Source organism: Sulfitobacter sp. 1A13421 (assembly GCF_043557285.1).
Lineage (GTDB): Bacteria > Pseudomonadota > Alphaproteobacteria > Rhodobacterales > Rhodobacteraceae > Sulfitobacter > Sulfitobacter faviae.
The window spans coordinates 238,733-258,834 of the sequence record NZ_JBIFFQ010000001.1 but is presented as its reverse complement, the minus strand read 5'-3'; the positions used below and the strand labels follow the sequence as shown (position 1 = coordinate 258,834).

The following is a 20,102-nucleotide window of genomic DNA, read 5'->3' as shown; positions in this document are numbered from 1 at the left end:
GCAAAGAAGCATAAGCTTCGCACTCTATCCCCTTGATTTCATGTGCCATCTATCAAACACGCCCGCGCCAAAGTGAACCTGCGGCAAAACTAGCGGGATGACAGGGCTGGGGCCAGATGGTATTTTCGCCCGGCCCCATCCTGCCGCGCCCCGGCGCGGCTTTCGCGAAGGACGTCATGCCAAATCCCGTCGCCTATCTGATGTTGCTGATCTGGCCCTTCGTCTGTCTGGCCCTGTTTCGCAACCTGCCGCTTCAGCGGGCGCTGATCTGGTCGATCCTCGGCGGCTATCTGTTCTTACCCCCGCTGGCGGAGTTCAACCTGCCGCTGGTGCCGGGGCTCGACAAAGTGTCGATCCCGAACCTGAGCGTCTTGCTGATCATTTGGCTGGGCACGCAGGAGAAACTGCAGCTTTGGCCCGCCTCCCGTCTGGCGGGGCTTTTGGTGCTGGGGCTGGTCTTTTCGGCGGTGCCCACGGTGCTGACCAATGGCGATCCGATCCTGTTCCAGTCGATCCGCGGCTTTGAGCCGATCCTTTTCCCCGTCGACACGCTGCCGGGGCTTTCGATCCGGGACATCGGCTCGGTGTTGATCGGGCAGGTGCTGATGCTGGTGCCCTTCCTGCTGGCGCGGCAGTTCCTTGCGGATGAAAAGGGGCTGCGGGAATTGCTCTTGGCCTTCATGGTAGGCGGGGTGATCTACTCCGTGCCTTCGCTGTTCGAGATCCGTTTTTCACCGCAGCTCAACACATGGATCTACGGGTTCTTCCAGCACTCCTTTGAACAGATGATGCGCAATGGGGGCTTCCGCCCCATCGTGTTTCTGCCCCATGCGCTGTGGCTGGCGCTGTTTATGTGTATCGCGCTGCTGTCGGCGGTGGCGCTGGCGCGGCAGACCCCGGTGATCGACCGCTGGAAGATGCTCTTGCTGGCGGGCTATCTCGCCGTGGTTCTGCTGCTGTGCAAAAGCCTTGCCTCGCTGGCCTATGCGCTGCTTTTGGTGCCGATGGTGCTGCTGACCCCGGCGCGGTGGCAGATCCGTCTGGCGGTGGTCTTTGCCATCGTGGCGGTGATCTATCCGATGCTGCGCAACGCCGGTCTAGTGCCGCTCGATGCGATCCTTGCACAGGCCGAGGCGATCAGCGCGGACCGGGCGCAATCGCTTGGCTACCGCTTCATGAACGAAGAGCAACTGCTGGCGCGGGCCGCCGAGAAACCGTGGTTCGGCTGGGGTGGATGGGGGCGCAACCTGATCCGCGATGCGACGAACGGCAATATCCTGTCGATCCCCGATGGCCGCTGGATCATCGTTTTCGGCACTTTCGGCTGGCTGGGCTACCTATGCGAGATGGGCCTTCTGGCGCTGCCGATCATCCTTGTGGGGCTGCACCTTTACCGGATGGGCGATGCGGACCTATCCCCATGGCTCGCACCGCTGCTTTTGATCCTTGGCATTACCATGATGGACATGTTGCTTAATGCCACGCTGACCCCGCTTACTTGGCTCACGGCTGGGGCGATCCTTGGCCATGCCGAAGGGTTGGCGGCGGCGCGCAAGGGGCGGAACAGGATCGACGCCCCCGCGTTGAACGCAAGGCGGACGGTTTTCTAAACCGCGTCCCATTCACGGCGCTGTGAAGTGATTTGGGCCGAAAGTGACCCTAGGGCACGCTATCGGCTCATTTTCGCCAGATTCGCCTGTTGTATGCTTCACCCGAAGCTTAAATTGAACCTCAAGGGTGCCGCACTGTGGCCAAGCGGGCGGTGGGACATGTGTCGCAATGAATAGCACGGACAACACTCTTTCGCGCGGTGACATCGCGATCGTCGGCATGTCGGTGACGGTGCCCGGCGCCGAAGGGATCGACGCCTATTGGGCGAACCTGCGCGAGGGGGTGAGCGCGCTCAAGCGCCGCGACGCAGCAGAACTGCGCGCCGCCGGAGAGAGCGCCGAGCGGATGGCCCGGCCAAACTATGTGCCCGTCACTGCCGATATGCCCGGCTATGATATGTTCGATGCGGAGTTCTTTGGCTTTTCGCCAAAAGACGCCGCCATCCTCGATCCGCAGCACCGCAAGTTTCTTGAGATCGCATGGGAGGCGATGGAGCAGGCAGGCCATATGCCCGAAAGCCTTTCCGGCCCGGTGGGTGTCTATGCCGGCTGCGGCATGGGGAGCTATTTCTATTTCAACATCTGTTCGAACCCAGCCCTCGTCGACGATGTGGGCATGTTCCTGCTGCGCCATACCGGCAACGACAAGGATTTCCTCTCGACCCGGGTGAGCCATGTGCTTGACCTCAAAGGCCCGTCGATCAACCTGCAAACCGCCTGTTCGACCTCGCTGGTGGCGATCCACTACGCCGCGCAGGCGCTGCGCGCGGGTGAGATCGACATGGCGCTGGCAGGCGGGGTGACGATCGAACTGCCGCAGGGGCGCGGCTATGAGTTCAAGGAAAACGAGATCCTCTCGCCCGATGGCGAATGCCACGCTTTTGACCACCGCGCGCAGGGCACCGTCTTCGGCTCCGGCGCGGGCGCCGTGGCGCTGCGGCGGTTGGAGGATGCCATCGCCGATGGTGACCACATCTGGGCGGTCATCAAAGGCTCGGCGGTGAACAACGACGGGGCGGCAAAGGCGGGCTATCTGGCACCTTCGGTGGACGGGCAGACCGCCGCCATTGCCCGCGCGCTCAATGATGCGGGCGTGGCGGCGCAGAGCATCGGCATGGTCGAATGCCACGGCACCGGCACCTATCTGGGCGACCCGATCGAGGTGGCCGCGCTGACCCAAGCCTACCGCGCCGAGACGCAGGCCGAAGACTTCTGCCGCATCGGATCGGTCAAGACCAACATCGGCCATCTCGACACCGCGGCGGGGGTGGCGGGGCTGGCCAAGGCGGCGCTGTCGCTGCACCACCAGCAGATCCCGCCTTCGCTGGGCTATGAGGCGCCGAACCCGGCGATCCCTTTTAAGGGCTCGCCCTTCCGCGTCAATGACCGGCTCTATGACTGGCCCGGCCAAAGCACCCCGCGCCGCGCCGCGGTTAACGCGCTTGGCGTGGGCGGCACCAATGCGCATATGATCCTGGAAGAGGCACCGGCCCGCGCGGCCTCGGAAGACAGCGATTTCCCTTTCCATGTGCTCTGTCTCTCGGGGCGCAGCAAGGCGGCCTTGGATGCCAATAGCGCCGCGCTCGCAGCACATTTGCGCGCCCATCCCGAACAGCCCTTGGCCGATGTGGCCTTCACCCTGAAAGAGGGCCGTCGCGGTTTTGACAAACGCCGCGTCTTGGTGGCCGAAAGCCATGAGGAGGCCGCGGCCCTGCTGGAGGCGGGCGACAGCCGCCGCGTCTTTACCCATGACCACCTCGGCCCTGATCCCGAAGTCGTTTTCATGTTCCCCGGCGGCGGCGGGCAATATGCCGATATGGCGCGCGATCTTTACGAAACCGAGCCGGTCTTTGCCGAATGGATGGACCGGGGGCTGGCCCATCTGGCCCCGCAGCTCGACTACGACATTCGCGCGATCTGGCTGCCGGAGCCTGAGGGCCGCGCGGCAGCCGAGGCCAAGCTGAAACGCCCCTCGGTGCAACTGCCGCTGATCATGATCGTTGAATATGCGCTGGCGCAGCTTTGGCTGTCTTGGGGCGTGAAACCCGCCGCAATGGTCGGGCATTCCATGGGTGAGAATGTCGCCGCCTGCCTTGCCGGGGTGATGCGCTTTGAGGACTGTATCGACCTTGTGCTGCTGCGCGGGCAGTTGTTTGACGAGGTGCCGTCGGGCGGGATGATCAGCATTGCCGCGCCGCTGGAGCGGATCACGCCGCTTCTGGGCGAGGCCCTTGATATCGCCAGCGTGAACGGCCCGGAACTGATCGCCGTTTCCGGCCCCGAAGACGCGCTAAAGGCGCTGCAAGAGCGGCTAGACGCCGCCGGACTTGACCATCAGCGCATCGCCATCGACATCGCCGCGCACTCGCGGATGTTGGACCCGATCCTTGACCGTTACCGCGCCTTCCTCGCCACGCTTGACCTGCGCGCGCCGCAGATGCCCTTCCTGTCGAACCGCAGCGGCGAGGTGATCACGGCTCAGATGGCGACGGACCCCGATTATTGGGTCGAACAGCTCCGTCACACGGTGAATTTCGCGGATTGCATCAACACTCTGAGCGGCGATGCACCGCGGGTTTTCCTTGAGGTCGGGCCGGGCAAGGCGCTTTCCGCTTTGGCGCAGATGCACGCTAATGTGGCCCCGGGGCAGGTGATGTCTTCGCTGCGCCACCCCGAGCAAGAGATCGCGGATGATGCCTATTTCCTCGGGGTGATCGGGCGGCTCTGGGCCTGCGGGGTCGAGGCCGATTGGGCGCAGATTTGGGGCGAGGCACGGCGCAACCGCGTGGTGCTGCCGACCTATCAATTCCAACGCGCGCGCTATTTCATCGAGCCGGGTGAGGCGGCGGCGCGCCCTGCCGAACAACCGCTGCAACGGCTGGAGGATGTCGGCGACTGGGGCGCGTTGCCGCATTGGCAACCGCGCTATGCTGAACGGGATTTGGACCTCTCCGGCCCGCTGAACTGGCTCGTCTTTTCCGATACGGCGGGGCTGGGGGGCGAGGCTGCGGCACGGTTGCGGGCCGAGGGGCACCGGGTGGCAGAGGTCACGGCGGGGGATGCCTTTGACCGCGTCAGCGCCGATCATTTCACGCTTGCCGCCGAACAGGGGCGGTCGGGCTATGACCAGTTGATCGCAGCGCTTGAGGCCGATGGGCGGAGGCCCGACCGGATCGCGCATTTCTGGCTGACCGATGATCAGGCCGCCCCGCGCCCCGGCTCCAGCCGGTTTGACCGCAATGTCGAACAGGGGTTTTGGAGCCTGACGTGGCTTGCCCAGTCCTTGGCTGAGGCCGAGAACCCCGCGCCGCTGCACCTCAGCGTCTTCACAACCGGTGCCGCGCAGGTGGCAGAGGAGGGGCTGGCCTATCCTGAAAAAGCGCTCATCTCCGGCCCCGTCGGGGTCATGGCGCGCGAGGTGCCGGGGCTGACGGCAACGCAGATCGACTTGCCCGAGGTCGCGCCTGTGGCCCCTTCGGGATGGTTCGCAAAACCGGTGGCGCCCGCGCCGGTGATTGACCCCTCGGACTTGATCGAAGAGCTTTTGGCGACCCCCGCCAACCTCCAAGTCGCCCACCGTGCTGGCCGGCGCTATGAGCTGGGCTACCGCGCCGCCGCGCTGCCCGAGGCTGATCTGCCAGGCTGGAAGTCTCAGGGAAGCTACCTCATCACCGGCGGTTTCGGGGGCATCGGCCTGACCCTCGCGGCGGATATTTTGGAGACGTCCGGCACCCGCGTAGTCCTGCTAAGCCGCGCGGCCCTCCCGATGCGCCATGAATGGGAAAGCTACCTCGCCAGCCACGGCCCGGCTGATGCCACGGCGCGGCGTCTGCGGGCTGTCCTGCGGCTTGAGGCCAAGGCGGCGCAATCGGGCGGGGCGGTCGAAGTGGCCCGGGCTGATGTCGCCAACCTTGCGCAGATGCGCCGGGTGATCGACGACCTGACCGCGCGCCACGGCGGGCTGACGGGGGTGATCCATGCCGCGGGGGTGCTGGATGACGCGCCTCTTTTGGCCAAGACGGATGCGGATATCGACGCGGTGCTTGCGCCCAAGGTGCAGGGGCTGCGGGTCTTGGATCAATTGCTGCCCGATGGCGCGCTCGACCTCATGGTGCTCTTCTCCTCGACCTCCACCGCGACCCGCGCGGCGGGGCAGGTGGATTATGTGGCGGCCAATGCCTGGCTCAACGCCTTTGCGCAATCGCGGCGCGCGGCGAAGACTCGCGTGGTGGCGGTGAACTGGGGCGTTTGGGCCGATGTCGGCATGGCGGCGGAGAGCCTTGGCGGCGGCGGTGCCGTGGCGCTGCCGGCCCGCCCGATCAAGGCGGCGCTGCTGGAAACCGCCGGTTCGGGTGAGAGCGGTGCGCCCGAATTCACGACCGAGATTGCAGCCTCACATTGGCTGCTCGACCAACACCGCACCTTGGATGGCCGCGCGATCATGCCCGGCACGGGCTATATTGAGCTTTTGGCCGAAGCGGCGGCGGCGCAGGGGCTGGACGGCTTCACCCTGCAAGACCTCTATTTCCTGCGCCCCCTGCCGCTGGCCGAAGGGGCGCAGCGTCGGATCAAGATCACCCTGACGCCAGAGGGCGCGGGCTTTGCCGCCGAGTTGCGCAGCGCCTGTGTGGTCAACGGCAAGCCTGCGTGGCAGTTGCATGTCCAAGCGCGGCTGTCTCCGGCAGACGGCAGTGCCGAACCGCTTGACCTCGCGGCCATCGCCGCCCGTTGCGAGGACGTGGCAGAGGCCGCCCCCGGGCGCCATCTGCCCGCTGTTCAAGAGGCACATTTGAAGTTCGGCCCGCGCTGGCATGTGCTGCAATGCACCGCCCTCGGGCCGGGTGAGGGCATCGCCACGTTGCACCTGCCTGAGGCTGCGCAGGGTGATCTGACCGATGGCTACCTGATGCACCCCGGTCTGATGGATATCGCCACCGGTTGGGCCATGGCGCTGATCCCCGGCTATGCCGCGCGCCACCTTTGGGTGCCGCTGTCCTATGGGGAAATCACGCTCCACGCCCCGCTGCCTGCCGAAGTCCGCTCGCATGTCCGGCTGGCCGAGGGCACGGGGGCCGAGGGTTTGGCCCGTTTCGACGTGACGATCACCGATCTGCAGGGCATTGTTCTGATCGAGGTCCGCGATTTCGCGATGAAGCGGCTTGAAGGGGCCTTTGCCGATGTGCCCCCGCCTGACGCCCGCGAAGTGATCTTTGAGGATGTCGACAGCAGCGAGAGCCTCAGCCCCGCCGAAGAGCGGCTGGCCCGTCTGGTGCGCCAAGGCATCCGCGCGCAGGAGGGTCCAGAGGCGCTGCGCCGCGCGCTGGCGCTGGAGGCGCCGCAGGTCATAGTCTCTTCGCTGCCCCTGCAAGGGCTGATCGCGCAGGCCGATGCGCCGCTGACCGATGCCGCCTCGCAAGGGCAGAGCTTTGATCGGCCCGATCTCGACGGCTCCTTCGTGGCCCCGCGCAATGGGATCGAAGAGCGGTTGGCCGAGATCTGGTCGAACCTTTTGGGCGTCAGCCCCGTGGGGGTCGAGGACAGTTTCTTTGACCTCGGTGGCCATTCCCTGATCGCGGTGCGCCTCTTCGCGGCGGTCAAACGTGAGTTCAAGGTGGAGTTCCCGATCTCCGTCCTCTTCGAAGCGCCGACCATCGCCAAATGCGCAGCCCTGATCGCGGCGGAACGCGGGGATCTGGCGCAGGCGGAGGCGGTCGAGACAGACGCGGCGGGCTCGCAACAGCGCTTTGACTACCTCGTGCCGCTCAACCAGTCCTCGCGAGGCGCGACGCCGCTGTTCGTGGTCGCGGGGATGTTCGGCAATGTGCTGAACCTGCGCCACCTTGCCTTGCCGTTCAGCGATGAGCGCCCGGTCTATGGGGTGCAGGCCCGTGGGCTGATCGGAGACGCGGCCCCTCATGAAGAGGTGCAAGCCGCCGCGGCGGATTACATCGCCGAAATCCGCGCCTTGCAGCCCCAAGGGCCTTATTTGCTGGCCGGATACTCCGGCGGCGGGATCACGGCCTATGAGATGGCGCAGCAGTTGAAGGCCGCGGGGCAGGAGGTGGCCGTTCTTGCGATGCTCGACACGCCGTTGCCCGTGCGCCCGTCGCTCAACAAGATCGACAAGGCGCATATCAAACTGGCCGAACTGAAGCGCAAAGGCCCGGCCTATCTGCTGGAATGGGCGCGCAACCGCTGGGCGTGGGAGCGTGAGCGGCGTCGGGCGCCGCAAGAGACGAGCGGCGAGGGCGAGGGGGTTTCCTTTAACAGTCTGCGCATTCAGGCGGCGTTCCTCCGCGCGGTGGGACGGTATGAAACCCCGAAGTGGGACGGGCCGATGACCCTGTTCCGCCCGCCGCTGGATCGGCATTGGGCGGTCTCTGCCGGGCAGTATGTCACGGCGGAAAAGGAATATGTCTATGAAGACAACCAGTGGCGGCAATATGCGCCGCGCTTGCAGGTGATCGAAGTGCCGGGCGATCACGTCAGCATGGTGCTGGCTCCGAATGTGACCGTGCTGGCGCAAGAACTGGCCGAGGTGATCGCGGCGGCCCTGCCCGAAGGCGCAGGCCAAGACCACACCCAAGCCACGGCGGCGGAATGATGCAGCAACCGCTCCGCCTTCTGGTCGTCATCCTCAATTACCGCACCGCAGAGATGACCCTGCGCGCGGCTGAGGCCGCATTGGCCGATATGCCCGATGCGGGTGCCGAATTGGTGATCGTCGACAATGACAGCAACGATGGCTCTGCCGCGCTACTGGCGCAGGAGATCGCCGCGCGGGGCTGGGGCGCGGGCAACCGGGTGCGGCTGATCGCATCGCCCCGCAACGGCGGCTTCGGCGCGGGCAACAACTTGGCCATGCGGGCGGGAATGTCCGACGGGGCCGCGCCGGATTTCGTGCATGTGGTGAACTCGGATGCCTTCCTCGATCGCGGCTGTATCGGGGTGCTCTTGAACCACCTGCAAAACCACACCCGCGCCGGATTGGCCGGAAGCCATGTGCGCGGGGAGGATGATGTGCCTCATGCGACTGCCTTTCGTTTCCCCTCTGCCGCCGGAGAGTTGGAAGCCGCTGCGCGCTTTGGCCCGCTGACGCGGCTGCTCTCTGCCTCAGTCGTGGCGCCCCCCCTGCCTGAAAAAGCGGCGCAGGTCGATTGGGTGGCCGGTGCCAGCGTCATGATGCGGTGGGAGATGTTGGCCGAGATCGGCCTCTTCGACGAAGCCTATTTCCTCTATTACGAGGAAACCGACCTTTGCCTTCGGGCCGCGCGGGCGGGTTGGGACTGCTGGTATGTCCCGCAGGCGCGCTGCGTGCATGTCGGCTCGGTCTCCACCGGGATGAAGGAATGGCGGCGCATGCCGCGCTATTGGTTCGACAGCCGCCACCGCTATTTCGCCAAGAACCACGGCCGCGCCTATGCCGCACTGGCCACGCTCGCGCGGCTTGCCGGGGGCGGGTTGCACCATCTGCGCTGCCTGCTCACCAGGCGCCGCCCCGAAGACGCGCCGGGTTTCTATCGCGACCTTGCGGCCCATGCGCGCACCGCGCGGCGCGCGGCCCCCGCCGTTCAAGACCCAAGCCGTAGCCCCGCCACGGAGGACCGTTGATGACCGTCAGCTTCAAGACAGACCCGTTCACCGCCCTCTTGATGGGCGACGAATCCCTGACCATCGCCTGCGGCGACATGCTGCTGGCGGGCGGGCACCGGATCGCTGCCGTGATCACCCGCGACGACGCGGTGCGCGCTTGGGCCGAGGGGCAGGGGCTGGCGCTCTGCCGCGATGCCGAGGAACTCTTGCCGATTGGGCTGGCCGCCGACTGGCTGTTGAGCATCGCCAACCTGCGGCTGATACCCGACACGGTTCTGGCGTTGCCCAAACGCGGGGCGGTCAACTTTCACGATGGCCCGCTGCCGCGCTATGCCGGGCTTAACACACCCGCTTGGGCGATCACCAATGGCGAGGCGCGGCATGGGGTCAGTTGGCATCTGATCGAGACCGGCGCCGATACCGGCGACCTACTGGCGCAGCGCAAGGTTGATATCGCAGCCGATGAGACAGCCTTCAGCCTCAACTCCAAATGCTACGCCGCCGGGATGGAGAGCTTTGGCGAGGTTCTGGCCCAGTTGGAAAGCGGCAGCCTGCAAGGCACCGCCCAAGACCTGAGCCAGCGCAGCTATTTCGCGAAGGACAAACGGCCCGAGAACGGCGGGCTGATCGATTTTAACAGAACGGCGGAGGAGATTGGCGCGTTGGTCCGTGGCCTTGATTTCGGCAGCTACTGGAACCCGCTGACCACGGCGAAAATTCTGAGCGCGGATGGCGCGGTGCTCTCCGTGTCCCGCGTGGAACGCGCGGAGGGGCAGGGCGGCACGCCCGGCGAGGTTGTTGAGATCAATGAGGCGCGGGTGATCGTGGCGGCGCAGGATGCGCATATCGCGCTTCATGACCTGCGCGATATGGCGGGCGAAAGCGTTGCTCCCGCGCAGTTTTTCGCCCCCGGGGATATGTTGCTCCAGACGGCAGGCCCGGTTCCGGCACCGGCTGAAGAGGCATATTGGCGGCGCGCTCTGACCGGCTTCGACGCGCTGCCGGTCCCCTTGGCCACCGCAACCGAAACGCCGAAGACATGGGTGGCGCGGGAGATCACCTTGCCGCAGGGGAGTGACCCCGCGCAGCAGGTCGCCGCCGCCGCCCTAATCGCGCTGCGCAGCGCCGGGGCGACTGAAGGCGGCATCGCCTTCCGGCGTGAGGACGCACCCGCGTCGCTTATCGCCGATTGGCTGCCGATCACCATCACGGCAGAGGCGGAAACACCGGTGGCGGCGTTGCTGGCTCAGCTGGACCCCCAACTCACCCGCGCGAAGGATGCCGCAGGTTTCGCCCGCGACCTGCCGCTGCGCGATCCGGCGATTGATGTGGCTGCCGCCCCGGAGTTCGCGATCTCCTTTAGCGATGAACCGCTTGCGGGGGCGGCGCTGACACTCTGCCTCACGCCACGGGGGGCGCGGCTCTTTGCCGACGGTGCGCGGCTGTCCGACGCCGCGGTCGACCTCCTTGCCGCGCGCTTTGAGGCGGCCTTTGCCAAGATCATCGAGGCCTCGGACTGCGGCACCGTCTGGGCGCTCCCAGAGACTGAGGCGCAGACCTTGGCCCGCGTCAACGCGACGACGCGCGCCTATGACCCCCACACCATCCACGCCGCTTTCGAGGCGCAGGTGGAGCGCACCCCCGACGCGCCCGCGCTGGTCTTTGAAGGCGAGACGCTGAGCTACGCCGCATTGAACACCCGCGCCAACCAATTGGCGCATCTGCTGCGCGATAGGGGGGCGGGGCCGGGGATGCCGGTGGCGCTTTGCGTTGCACGGGGCGTAGACCTGCTGGTCGGCACGCTTGGCATTTTGAAAGCCGGGGCCGCCTATGTGCCGCTTGATCCGGCCTATCCGGCAGACCGTCTGGCGCACTACCTCTCAGACAGCGGCGCATCTATCGTGGTGACGCAATCGGCCCTCATCGCCAGCCTGCCGTCGCATGACGCGCAGGTGGTTGAGATCGACCGCGACCCACGCCTTGCCACGGCACCGGCGGTGAACCCCGCCGCCAGCGCCGGGCCGGATGACCTCGCCTATCTGATCTACACCTCCGGCTCGACGGGGACGCCTAAGGGGGTGATGGTCAGCCATGGCAATGTGGCGAATTTCTTTGCCGGGATGGACGACCGGATCGACCATGAGGCGGGGGCGGTCTGGCTTGCCGTGACAAGCCTCAGCTTCGATATCTCGGTGCTGGAGCTGTTCTGGACCCTCGCGCGCGGTTTCAAACTGGTGCTGGCGGGTGATGACAGCCGGGCGCTGATGTCGAACGGTCCGATTGCCACGAGCGACCGCAGGATCGACTTTAACCTGTTCTATTGGGGCAATGACGATGGCGTCGGCCCCAAGAAATACGAACTGCTTCTTGAAGGGGCGAAATTCGCCGATGCCCACGGGTTCAACGCGGTCTGGACTCCTGAGCGGCACTTTCATGCCTTCGGCGGCCCTTACCCCAACCCCTCCGTTACCGGCGCGGCGGTGGCGGCGGTGACGCAAAACCTCGACGTGCGGGCAGGGTCTTGCGTGGCGCCGTTGCACCATCCCGCGCGGATCGCTGAGGAATGGGCGGTGATCGACAATCTGACCAATGGGCGCGTCGGCCTGGCCATCGCCAGCGGTTGGCAGCCCGACGATTTCGTGCTGCGCCCGGAGAACACGCCGCCCGAAAACAAGCCCGCGATGTATGATGCCATCGACCAGCTGCGCAGGCTCTGGGCCGGGGAGCCGGTAGAGTTTCCCCGCGCCGATGGCACGCCTCATGCGGTGGTGACCCAGCCGCGCCCCGTCTCTGACAAACTGCCGATTTGGGTGACCACGGCGGGCAATCCGCAGACGTGGAAGGAAGCGGGGGAGATTGGGGCCAATGTGCTGACCCACCTGCTGGGCCAGTCCGTGGAAGAGGTTGCCGAGAAGATCAAGATTTACCACGACGCCCTGCGCGCGGCGGGCCATGATCCGGCGAACCATCGGGTCACCGTCATGCTGCACAGCTATCTCGCCGAGACCCGCGCCGAGGCCGAAGAGACGGCGCGCGGGCCGATGAAAGACTACCTGCGCTCGGCGGCGGGGCTGATCAAACAATACGCATGGGCCTTCCCGGCCTTCAAGAAACCGGCGGGCACGACGAATCCGTTTGAGATCAACCTCGAAGGCCTCTCGCCCGAGGAAATGGACGCGATCCTTGAGTTCGCCTTTCAACGCTATTTCAACGACAGCGGCATGTTCGGCACCGTGGCCGATGGTCTGGCGCGGGCCGAGCAGCTCAAGCGCATCGGCGTGGATGAGATCGCCTGTCTGATCGACTATGGCATTCCGACCGACAAGGTGATGGCGGGGCTTGCCCCCTTGGCCGAGGTGTTGCACCGCGCCAATGCGGGCGGGCAACCGGCGGCGGATGACCACTCCATCGCCGCGCAGATCATCCGCCACGGGGTGACCCATCTGCAATGCACGCCTTCGATGGCGCAGATGATGGTGATGAACGACGAGGCGCGCGGCGCATTGGCGCGGATCAAGTCGCTGATGATCGGGGGGGAGGCGCTGCCCGGCACCCTGCTGCGCGGGCTGCGCACGGCGACCTCGGCGCAGATCCAGAACATGTATGGCCCGACCGAGACGACGATCTGGTCCACGACCCATATGCTCGACAGTGCCGAGGCCACCACCGCGCCCATCGGCAGCCCAATCGCCAATACGCAGGTTCATATCCTCGACCCCGCGCGGCAGCCGCTGCCCATCGGTGCTTCGGGGGAGCTTTGGATCGGGGGCGATGGCGTCACGCAGGGATATTGGCAGCGGGCCGAGATGACAGCGGCGCGTTTCATCGACGATCCTTTCACCGGCAGGGGCCACCTTTACGGCACGGGCGATCTGGTGCGGATGGACGCCGAGGGCGTGCTGCATTTCGAGGGCCGCGCCGATGCGCAGGTCAAGATCCGTGGCCATCGGATTGAGCTGGGCGAGGTTGAGGCGCGTCTTGCCGATTTGCCGGGGGTGCGCCAAGCCGTGGCGGTGCTGCGCGAGGATGCCGGGCAGGGTGGCGCGCAGTTGATCGGCTATGTGGTCGCGGAAAAGACGGTGGATAGCGACGCCGCGCGGCGGCAATTGGCCGCGCATCTCCCTGATATCATGGTGCCGCAGGCCATCGTCACCCTCTCTGCCATGCCACTGACGCCGAATAAGAAAATCGACCGCAAGGCGCTGCCCGCCCCGACCCGACAAAGCGCGCCGAACCATGCCGCGCCGCAAGCCGAAACGCCCGCGGGCGGCAGCCAAGCGGCGATCGCGCAGGTCTGGAGCGCGCTTTTGGGGATAAGGGACATTCGCGGCGAGGATAACTTCTTTGCCCTCGGCGGCCACTCGCTCCTGGCGGTACAGGCGCATCGCGACATTAAGGCGGCTTTGGATGTCAGCGCCCTGTCGATCACCGATATCTTCCGTTTCCCTACCCTTGCCGGACTGGCGGCACATATCGACGGGCTGGGGGGCAAGACCACCGCACCGGCCAAGACGCCTTCTGCCGCCGAGCCCTCCGCGCGGTCCGAGACCATGTCGAAACGTCGCCTCATGCGGGCCGCGCGTGGCCGCGGGCGGGGTTGAAGTGACGGCGGAAGCCGAGATCAGGACTGCCGTTCAGGCTCTTTTCGATCTCCCGGTCGCTGTTGCCGTGACCCGACCCGACGGAGCCTATCCGCCGTTGCTGGGGGACGAGGCGACCCTCATCGCACGGGCACGACCCAAGCGTGCAGCCGAATTCACCGCCGGACGCCACGCGGCACGCGAGGCGATGCGCGCACTCGGTCACCCGCCAGCGGCGGTGTTGGCCAGCCCCGACCGCGCGCCGATTTGGCCACCCGGGCTGACCGGGTCCATCAGCCACTGTGACGACTGGTGCATCGCGGTTCTGGCGCGCAGGGCAGAGGTGGAGACCCTCGGCGTCGACATCGAAGACGACAGCCCACTGCCCGCAGACCTGCTCACCGAAATCTGCCTTCCCGCGGAAATCACCCGCCTCGGCGGCGCGGACCTAGCGGCTGCGAAACGTATCTTTTGCGCCAAGGAGGCGGCCTATAAGGCGCAGTACCCAGCGACCAAAGCGCTTTTTGGCTTTGATCGGCTTGAGGTCACCCTATCTGGCGACAATACCACCTTCGAGGCGCGATTTACCCAAGATACTGAGGGCTTTAGCCGCGGCGATAAGCTGCCGGGGCGGATCGCGTCGGTGGCGGGCCACCTTGTCAGCGGGGTGGCGATTGGGCAGATTGATCACAAAGGAGCTTGATCTCATGGTTGCACTCTCACGCCGTCTTTTTTTGGGGGGCGCCGCGCTTGCCAGCCTCGGCGGCGGGTCTTGGGTCTTTCGCCGGGCGCAGTTGCTGGACCGGGCGGAGGAACTCTATGCCCCGCCGCTGAGCGCGCCTTCGGGGCCAATGCAGGTCTATCATCTGGGGCATTCTCTGGTGGGCCGCGACATGCCCGCGATGTTGGCGCAAATGGCAGGGGCGGGGCATAGCTATCACAGCCAGACCGGGTGGGGCAGTTCGCTGCGCGACCATTGGGAGCCGGATGTGCCTGTGAACGGGTTCGAGCGGTCCAACGATCACGCGCAGCACCGGCCCGCCCGGGCGGCCATCGGCTCGGGCGATTTCGACGCGGTGGTGCTGACCGAAATGGTCGAGATCGCCGATGCCATCCGCTATCACGACAGCCCCGACTACCTTGCCCATTGGGCGCTGCTGGCCCATGCCGCCCGGCCCGACACCCGCGTCTACCTCTATGAGACGTGGCACCACACGGATGACGGCCACGGCTGGCTCAATCGCATCGACCGGGACTTGAATAAATACTGGCGGCGGCAGGTGATCTACCCCGCCTTGCAGCAATCGGAGGTGCCCATTCACCTGATCCCCGCGGGGCAGGTCATGGCGGCCTTTGTCCGCGCGGTCGACGCCGCTGGCGGGGTGGGTGGTATCATCAGCCTGCATGACCTCTTTTCGCGCGATGAGAATGGCCGCCCCGATACGATCCACTTTAACGATCAGGGGGCTTACCTCGTGGCGCTGACCCATTACGCGACCCTCTATCACCGCGACCCGGCAGGGCTGCCGCACGAATTGCTGCGCGCCGATGGCACCCCGGCGCAGGCTCCAAGCGCGGAGGCCGCGCGGCTGATGCAGCGGGTGGTCTGGGACGTGGTCCGCGCCCATCCCGACAGCGGGGTCGCGGCATGAGCGGTCTGGGCGGGCTGTTCTCGGTCCTGATGGTGGGCCACAGTCTTTTTGGGGCCGACGGGCCGGATATGCTGCAAGAGGCGCTGCGCGCCGGGGTGGGCCAAGGCGAGGTGCGCGCGCAGATCATCAACGGCGCGCCCCTGCGCTACAATTGGGATGAATCGGATCGGGCCGAGGGGGTGGATGCCCGTGCGCTGCTGCCCGAAGGGGACATCACCCATCTCATCCTGACCGAGGCGATCCCGCTGGCCAATCACACCCGCTGGTCGGACACTGAAGTCTATGCGCAGGCCTTCTTTGATCTTGCGGCGGCGGCCAATCCGGAAGTGAAAGTCTATCTGCAAGAGACATGGCATTCGCTGAAAAGCGGCAGCGGGGAGGCGGTGGCCTATGACGATCACGCCCATATCCCGTGGCGCGAGAGGTTGGAGAGCGATCTGCCCGCGTGGGAGGGGATCGCATCGGCTATGCGTGCGGGGCGCAGTTCGGAGAACGCGACGATCGAGGTGATCCCAGCCGGGCAAGCGATGGCCCGGCTTTATGATGAAATCGCTGCCGAAAACCTCCCCGGGCTGACCGGGATCGACGCGCTCTTCGCGGATGACATCCATCTGAACGACCTCGGCCACTACTTCGTCGCCATGGTGCAATATGCCACGCTGACGGGCAAAGACCCGCTGGGGCTGCCGACGGATTTCAATGACCGCTGGGGCAAGACTTTCGACACGCCGGAGCCTGATCTTGCCCGCGCCCTGCAGCGGGTGGCCTGGGAGGCGGTGCAGGACTATCAGGGCGGTGCCGTGATGCCGGCGCCCCTCGCGACGCGGCCCGTGGCCGAGGACAACGCCCAGACCGCGCCGATTGCCCCGACCGGCCCGCCTGCGCAGACCCCGGTCAGCGATGCGCCCAAGACCGCGAAACCTCTCGATCCGCCAGCCCCATTTAAGATTACCGCCCCCGAGGAGGCCGTTGCGGGCACCCGCGACATGGGCATCGGCCTCGCCGCCATCGCGGATTGGAGCGTGCAGGCCCCTTTCCTCGACCTGATGAAAACCGCCCGCCCGTGGCTTGGCCATGTGGCCGGGCGTTTTGGCGGGATGGAATATGCGCAACTGGTCGAAGGCGGCTATCTCGATGCCGAGGGCTGGCCGGTGAAGATGCCGCGCGAACTTGGCAGCATCGGCACGCTGATCCTAACCGACATGCCAGCGCAGGCAACGACGCTCAAGGGCCGCTATCTGCTCCGCTTCAAAGGGCAGGGCGTGATCGAGGTGACGGGCCGCGCCCAGAATGTGCGCTATGGCAAGAACGAGGTGCGGTTCGACTATGCGCCGGGGCCGGGCAGTGTCGACATTCGCATTCAACGCATGCACCGCAGCGACCCGCCGCGCGAGATCACCGTGATCCGCGAAGACCGCGTCGCCGATTACGACGCCGGGGCGCGTTTCAACCCTGATTGGACGCGGCATCTGACGGGGATGAAGGTGCTGCGCTTCATGGATTGGATGGCCATCAACGACAGCCCCATCGCCACTTGGGAGGACCGTCCGCGCCCGGAGGATGTGACCTATGCCCTGCGCGGCGTCCCGGTGGAGGTGATGGTCGCATTGGCCAATGAACTGGGGATCGACCCGTGGTTCAACATGCCGCATCTGGCGGACGATGGCTATGTGACCGCCTTTGCGACCTATGTTGAAGAGGCGTTGGCGGGCGAGCGCAAAGCCTATGTGGAATTCTCGAACGAGGTGTGGAACTGGCAATTCGCCCAGACCCAATGGGCCGATGAGATGGCGCAGGCCCGCTGGGATGAGGCCGAGAAGGGGATGCAGTTCTACGGTCTGCGGGCCGCTGAAGTGGCACGCATCTGGACGGATGTTTTCGGCGGTGAGGCCGAGGCGCGGTTGCACAATGTGATCGCGAGCCAAACCGGGTGGTTAGGGCTTGAGCGCGAAGCCTTGGAAGCACCGCTCTACGTGGCCGAGCAGGCGGGCAACAGCGCCCCCGCCACGGCCTTCGATGCCTATGCGATCACCGGGTATTTCGGCGGCGTGCTGGGGTTGGAGGAGAATGCCGAATTGGTCAGCGGCTGGCTGGCCGATAGCCTTGCCAAGGCCCGCGCCGAGGGGGAGGCGCAGGGGCTGAGCGGTGCGGCTTTGGCCAATTATATCGCGGCCCACCGCTTTGATGCGGCCGCGGCCCTTGCGGCGCAGGACCTGCGCAACGGGGGCACCAGCGGTTTGGAGACCGACACGCTGGCCGATCTCATTGGCCGGGTTTGGCTCCATCACGCCGCCGTGGCGCGGGCGCATGACCTCGATCTGGTGATGTACGAAGGCGGCAGCCATGTGGTCGGCCTCGGCGCGCAGGTGAATGACGAAGGGCTGACCGCGTTCTTCCACCATCTGAACTACGCCCCCGAGATGGGCGCGCTCTATACCGATCTGATGGCGGGCTGGCTGGCCGTGGGCGGGCAGCTTTTCACCCATTACTCCGATGTCTATGCGCCGACGAAATGGGGCTCTTGGGGGGCGCTGCGCTATCTGGCGGATGACAATCCGCGGTGGGACGCTTTGACCGCATGGAAGTGACCAACGCGTTCCAAGGGGTGAGCGTGTTGATCCCCGCCCATGATGAGGCCGACTGGCTGCCCGCCTGCCTTGATGCGCTCTGCGCCTCCGCGCCGGTGGCGGGGCCGGTTGAGGTGATCGTCGTGGCGAATGGCTGCTCGGACAACACCGCCGAACTTGCCCGCGCGGCGATCCCGTCGTTCGAGGCGCGGGGCTGGGTGTTGCGGGTGCTGGAACTGGCTCAAGGCGGCAAGCTTGGCGCGTGGAACGCGGGCGAGGCGGCAGCGCGGGGGAGCGTGTTGGTCTATCTCGATGCCGATGTGCTGGTCTCACCGCCCTTGCTGGCGCAGTTGGCCAAAGCGCTGGATGAGGACACGCCGCGCTATGGCAGCGGGGTGCCACGGGTGACGACCTCGGGCAATTGGGTGACGCGCCATTACACGCGGTTCTGGCAGACGACAGGCTTCATGACCCACGGCGTGCCGGGCTTTGGCGTTTTTGCGATGAACCGCGCCGGGCGGGCGCGGTGGGGGGCGTGGCCCGATATCATCTCGGACGACACTTTCGCGCGGCTGAACTTTCGCCCCGAGGAGCGCATCGCCGTGCCCGCCCGCTATGACTGGCCGATGATCGAAGGTTTCGCGCCGTTGGTGCGGGTGCGCCGGCGGCAGGACGCAGGCGTGGCCGAGGTCGCGCGGCTGTTCCCCGAATTGATGCGCAATGATGACCCCCATGACCGACTGCGCCCCTTTTGGCGGCGGGCGCTGGCCGATCCCTTGGGCGCGCTGGTCTTTGTTGCCGTGCGGCTTACGATCCATGCGCCGGTTTTGCGCAGCGACAACCGCTGGGTGCGGGGGCGCTAGCGGGCGGCCTCTTGCATGTGCTGGGCGAGTTTCGCCGCCTCGCGGGCGACATCATGGCGTGTAAAGACCCGCGTGCGGGCTTTCGTGCCCATTTCCTCTAACGCGGTGAGGGGGGCGTCGTGCAGGGCGGCCATCGCCTCGGCCAAGGCCGCCACATCGCCTGCGGGCACCAGCCATCCGGTCTCGCCCGGCTGCACCAATTCCGGCGTGCCTGCGATATAGGTGGCGATGACCGGGCGGGCGGCGGCCATGGCCTCCATCACCACCATGGGCAGGCCTTCGGCGAAACTGGGCATCACAAGCGCATGGGCGGCGCCGAGTTCCGCCGTCACGCGGGCCTCATCAACCCAGCCGGTCAGGGTGACGCGTTCTTGCAGGCCGTGGCGGGCGACCTCGGCCTCGATCGCGCCGCGCAGGGGGCCGTCGCCGATCAGGGTCAGATGCAGATCGGGGTGGCTGTCATGCAGCCGTGCCATGGCGTCGATCAGGGCAAGCTGGCCTTTCTGCTCTACAAACCGTCCGATGGAGACGAGACGGCGCGGGCCATCGGGCAGGGGGGCGGGGGCGGCAAATTTGGCGGGCTCGATGCCGCAATGCACGACCTTGATGCGCGGCCAATCCGCCGGGTCGGCCCAACGGCACAGCTGGCTGCGCCCGAACTGGCTAATCGCCACCGCAAAGGCCGCATGGTGGGTTTTCGCACCGAGCGAAAGGGCGCGCGGGCTGTCGAATTCCTCGGGCCCGTGGGTGGTGAAACTATAGCGCGGCCCGCCCAACCTGTAGCAAAGCATCGCGACCATCGCGGCGTTGGTTCCGAAATGGGCGTGCAGATGTTGGATGTCGCTCCCCTCAAGCCGGGCGCGCAGATAACAGGCCTCGGCCAGATAGATCAGATGGCGGGCCAGCCCCGTCTCGGCCCGGCGGGCGGCCTGCCAGACGTCGCGCAGCGCTTGGCCGAACCGCCGCGGCGCGCGCAGTATCATGCGCAGACTGGCACCGGCGAGGGCGCTGCCACCGGTGGCCAGCACATACTGGGTCGCTGCCGCCTCGGCCCTGTCCTGCGGATCGACCAAGGGCACATCGGGGCCGCGCATGGCGAAACGGTCCACCTCATGGCCCGCCGCCTCTAGCGCCGCGATCTCGCGCCGGATGAAGGAATGCGAGGGCTGCGGATAGGTGTTGAGGATATAGGCGATCTTCACGGGCGGTGCGGCCTTGGCTTGGGGCTGATAAACCT

9 protein-coding genes are annotated in these 20,102 nt (G+C 66.2%); 8 read left to right on the top strand and 1 reads right to left on the bottom strand.

Translation table 11 applies throughout. From position 1 onward, the window contains the following. Positions 1–116: 116 nt before the first annotated feature. The 8 genes from ACGYLI_RS01220 to ACGYLI_RS01185 all read left to right on the top strand — a co-directional run bounded on the left by ACGYLI_RS01220 (position 117) and on the right by ACGYLI_RS01185 (position 18,865). Complete coding sequence (locus ACGYLI_RS01220; protein ID WP_394416493.1) at positions 117–1,610, top strand: hypothetical protein; 1,494 nt, start codon at positions 117–119, stop codon at positions 1,608–1,610. 169 nt (positions 1,611–1,779) lie between these two features. Next, positions 1,780–8,214 carry a type I polyketide synthase gene (locus ACGYLI_RS01215; RefSeq protein WP_394416491.1) on the top strand — a complete coding sequence of 2,145 codons (6,435 nt, stop codon included), beginning with the start codon at positions 1,780–1,782 and terminating at the stop codon, positions 8,212–8,214. Continuing rightward, entirely contained in the window at positions 8,214–9,221 is a 1,008-nt protein-coding gene (locus ACGYLI_RS01210) for a glycosyltransferase family 2 protein (protein ID WP_394416489.1), read from the top strand. Before ACGYLI_RS01215 ends, ACGYLI_RS01210 begins: the two co-directional genes overlap by 1 nt. Further along, positions 9,221–13,804 (top strand): MupA/Atu3671 family FMN-dependent luciferase-like monooxygenase, encoded by a 4,584-nt coding sequence (locus ACGYLI_RS01205; protein WP_394416487.1) that lies wholly within the window; start codon positions 9,221–9,223, stop codon positions 13,802–13,804. Before ACGYLI_RS01210 ends, ACGYLI_RS01205 begins: the two co-directional genes overlap by 1 nt. A 67-nt stretch (positions 13,805–13,871) precedes the next feature. Further along, complete coding sequence (locus ACGYLI_RS01200; protein ID WP_394416485.1) at positions 13,872–14,486, top strand: 4'-phosphopantetheinyl transferase; 615 nt, start codon at positions 13,872–13,874, stop codon at positions 14,484–14,486. A gap of 4 nt (positions 14,487–14,490) precedes the next feature. Next, a complete protein-coding gene (locus ACGYLI_RS01195; RefSeq protein ID WP_394416483.1) occupies positions 14,491–15,435 on the top strand; it encodes a hypothetical protein in 945 nt (314 codons plus the stop codon). Beyond that, positions 15,432–18,023: a hypothetical protein gene (locus tag ACGYLI_RS01190; protein ID WP_394416481.1), complete on the top strand. Its 2,592-nt coding sequence runs from the start codon at positions 15,432–15,434 to the stop codon at positions 18,021–18,023. The genes ACGYLI_RS01195 and ACGYLI_RS01190 overlap by 4 nt, the downstream gene beginning before the upstream one ends. Beyond that, a complete protein-coding gene (locus ACGYLI_RS01185) occupies positions 18,020–18,865 on the top strand; it encodes a glycosyltransferase family 2 protein (RefSeq protein ID WP_394416479.1) in 846 nt (281 codons plus the stop codon). The genes ACGYLI_RS01190 and ACGYLI_RS01185 overlap by 4 nt, the downstream gene beginning before the upstream one ends. Here ACGYLI_RS01185 and ACGYLI_RS01180 read toward each other — a convergent pair. Next, complete coding sequence (locus ACGYLI_RS01180) at positions 18,862–20,067, bottom strand: glycosyltransferase (protein ID WP_394416477.1); 1,206 nt, start codon at positions 20,065–20,067, stop codon at positions 18,862–18,864. The genes ACGYLI_RS01185 and ACGYLI_RS01180 overlap by 4 nt on opposite strands. Positions 20,068–20,102 lie beyond the last annotated feature (35 nt).